At 62.7% G+C, this 2,478-nt stretch carries 2 protein-coding genes; both read right to left on the minus strand.

All coding sequences use genetic code 11. The features are described from left to right. Positions 1-94 precede the first annotated feature (94 nt). The gene (locus ACW9I6_RS32010) at positions 95-868 is read right to left on the minus strand and encodes a 3-hydroxybutyrate dehydrogenase (RefSeq protein ID WP_008436986.1); all 774 of its coding nucleotides are present in this window, start codon (positions 866-868) and stop codon (positions 95-97) included. A gap of 7 nt (positions 869-875) precedes the next feature. Next, a complete protein-coding gene (locus ACW9I6_RS32015; RefSeq protein ID WP_102369337.1) occupies positions 876-2,267 on the minus strand; it encodes a GntP family permease in 1,392 nt (463 codons plus the stop codon). Between the last annotated feature and the right edge of the window lie 211 nt (positions 2,268-2,478).

Here is a 2,478-nt window from a genome sequence, read left to right on the forward strand (position 1 = left end):
GCGGTGGGTCAGTTCCAGATGTGTCAACTGATACACCGCATTCGCGAGCAAGCCCGCTCCCACATTTGAGCTGCGGTGTCTTGGGAATCGTCGTTTACTGGGCCAGCCAGCCACCGTCGATATTCCACGCCGCGCCCCGCACCTGGCTGCCGGCTTCGCTGCACAGGAACAGCACCAGCTCCCCCAATTGCGGCGGTGTCACGAACTCCAGCGACGGCTGCTTCTCCGCCAGCAAATCCTGCTGCGCCTGCTGCGGGTCAACCCCGCTGGCAATGCGGTCATCAATCTGCTTCTGCACCAGCGGCGTCAGCACCCAGCCCGGGCAGATGGCATTGCAGGTGACATTACTCTGGGCGGTTTCCAGGCCCACCACCTTGGTCAGCCCGATCACCCCGTGCTTGGCAGCGACGTAAGCCGCCTTGCCCACCGAACCCACCAGCCCATGCACCGAGGCGATATTGACGATCCGTCCCCAACCCTTGGCTTTCATGCCCGGCAGGCTCAAACGCGTGCTGTGGAACACCGACGACAGGTTGATCGCAATGATCGAATCCCAGCGCTCCACCGGGAATTCGTCCACCGGCGCCACATGCTGGATCCCGGCGTTGTTCACCAGAATGTCGATGCCGCCAAACTCGCGCTCGGCGTAGGCGATCATCTCGGCGATCTGCGCCGGGTCGCTGACGTCGGCCGGATGATGCCCGACCTTGCCGCCGAAGGCCTGCACCTGGGCGATCACCGCGCTGGCATCGCCGAAGCCGTTGAGGATCAGGTTGGCGCCGGCCTTGGCCAGGCTCAGGGCGATGCCCAGGCCGATGCCGCTGGTGGAGCCGGTGACCAGGGCGGTCTTGCCGTTCAATGTCGTCATATCAACCTCACACAATGCCGGTGGCGTAGAAAGTACCAATCACCACGAACACCGCGAGGGTCTTGATGATCGTGATGCCGAAAATATCTTTATAGGCTTCGCGGTGGGTCAGCCCGGTGACCGCCAGCAGCGTGATCACGGCGCCGTTGTGGGGCAGGGTGTCCATGCCGCCGCTGGCCATGGCCGCGACCCGGTGCAGTACTTCAAGGGGGATATTGGCCGCATGGGCCGCTGAAATAAAGCTCTCCGACATGGCCGCCAGCGCGATGCTCATGCCGCCCGAGGCGGAACCGGTGATGCCGGCCAGCAGGGTCACGGTAATCGCTTCGTTGACCAGTGGGTTGGGAATGCCCTTGAGCCAGTCCGCCAGCACCAGGAAGCCCGGCAGCGAGGCGATCACCGCACCAAAACCGTATTCCGAAGCGGTGTTCATCGCCGCCAGCAGTGCGCCGCTGACCGCGCTCTTGCTGCCCTCGGCGAGCTTGCTGCGAATCGCCGAGAAGCCGAACACCAGCACCACGATAATCCCCACCAGCAACGCCGCCTGCACCGCCCAGATTGCCGTGAGCTTGGCGACTTCGGTCTGCACCGGCGCGCTCATGCCCGGCAGGCTGAGGGTGTGGGTCTTGCCGTACCACAGCGGAATCCAGTGGGTGAACAGCAGGTTCATGATGCCCACCAGCAGCAGCGGCGACAGCGCGATCCAAGGGTTGGGCAGCTTGATGTCTTCGGCGGTTTCCGGCTCGTTGCGCAGCTCGGTCCCATAGCCTTCACCGGCGCGCTGGGCCTTGTTGCGCTGGCGGGCCAGGTACAGCATGCCGGCGCAGAACACGAAGATCGTGCCGATCAGCCCCAGCCACGGCGCGGCCCAGGCGGTGGTGTTGAAAAAGGTGCTGGGGATGATGTTCTGGATCTGCGGCGTGCCGGGCAAGGCGTCCATGGTGAACGAGAACGCGCCGAGGGCGATGGTCGCCGGCAGCAGGCGCTTGGGGATATTGCTTTGGCGGAACATCTCGGCCGCAAACGGGTACACCGCGAACACCACCACGAACAGCGACACGCCGCCGTAGGTCAGCAGGGCGCACACCAGCACGATCACCAGCATCGCCTGGCGGGTGCCGAGCAACTGAATCGCGGCGGCGACGATGGAGCGCGAGAAGCCAGAGATTTCAATCAGCTTGCCGAACACCGCGCCGAGCAGGAATACCGGGAAATACAGCTTGAGGAAGCCGACCATTTTCTCCATGAACACCCCGGTGAACGCGGGAGCGACGGCGGAAGGGTCGGTGAGCAGCACGGCGCCGAGGGCGGCGATGGGGGCGAACAGGATGACGCTGTAGCCACGGTAGGCGGCCAGCATCAGCAGCGCCAGGGCGGCGAGGGCAATGATCACACTCATGGTGTGTCTCCATCTGATTGTTATTTTTGTGGGGGTGAGGCGGTGGGGAGGGGCTTTAGCGAGATGTGTGCCAAGTTATTAACTTATTGAAATATATAGATAAATTCTTGATCTGTGAGAGCGTTCTCAAGTTTTGTCCCGAATTTGAGACTGTTGGAGATCAAATGTGGGAGCGGGCTTGCTCGCGAATGCGGTGTATCAGGCAGTAATT

It is taken from the genome of Pseudomonas sp. SDO5522_S412, assembly GCF_054071215.1.